At 48.5% G+C, this 369-nt stretch carries 1 protein-coding gene; it reads right to left on the bottom strand.

Going from position 1 to position 369, the window contains the following annotated elements:
• The coding region (locus EZM41_RS02380; RefSeq protein WP_232618982.1) for a phage major tail tube protein at positions 1–369 on the bottom strand (369 nt) is incomplete at both ends.

Here is a 369-nt window from a genome sequence, read left to right as displayed (position 1 = left end):
ATAGAACCCCTGAGTACAAGATGATGTTCTATGGGAGCCGCGAGATGCGTAACGGTTCCAGTAACTGTCCGCCAGTTGAGACCTAAGGTCATTGGAGAGTAATGTCCCAATGCCGGACTATCTATTTCGCCAGCAATTCCTGCACCCCTGACAGCGTCGGTCAAGCCCTCGAGGTTTGGTAGGTCCACGTCTGCCACCCCGAGAAGATCTGTTCCATCCAGATAAACCCGGAAATTTATCAACTTTTCTGGTATGTTATTCACCACATTAACTATGAAATCTACTTTTGCCATCTTAGCTGCCGAGAGAGACTCTTCGTGCATAGGGTTTCCATCAATCCACCCCATGGAGGGCTCAAATGGTCTTATC

This window comes from Acetomicrobium sp. S15 = DSM 107314, assembly GCF_016125955.1.
Taxonomy (GTDB): Bacteria; Synergistota; Synergistia; order Synergistales; family Thermosynergistaceae; genus Thermosynergistes; species Thermosynergistes pyruvativorans.
Note: the sequence above shows the minus strand (reverse complement) of the source record. Positions and strands in the feature narration are given on the sequence as shown.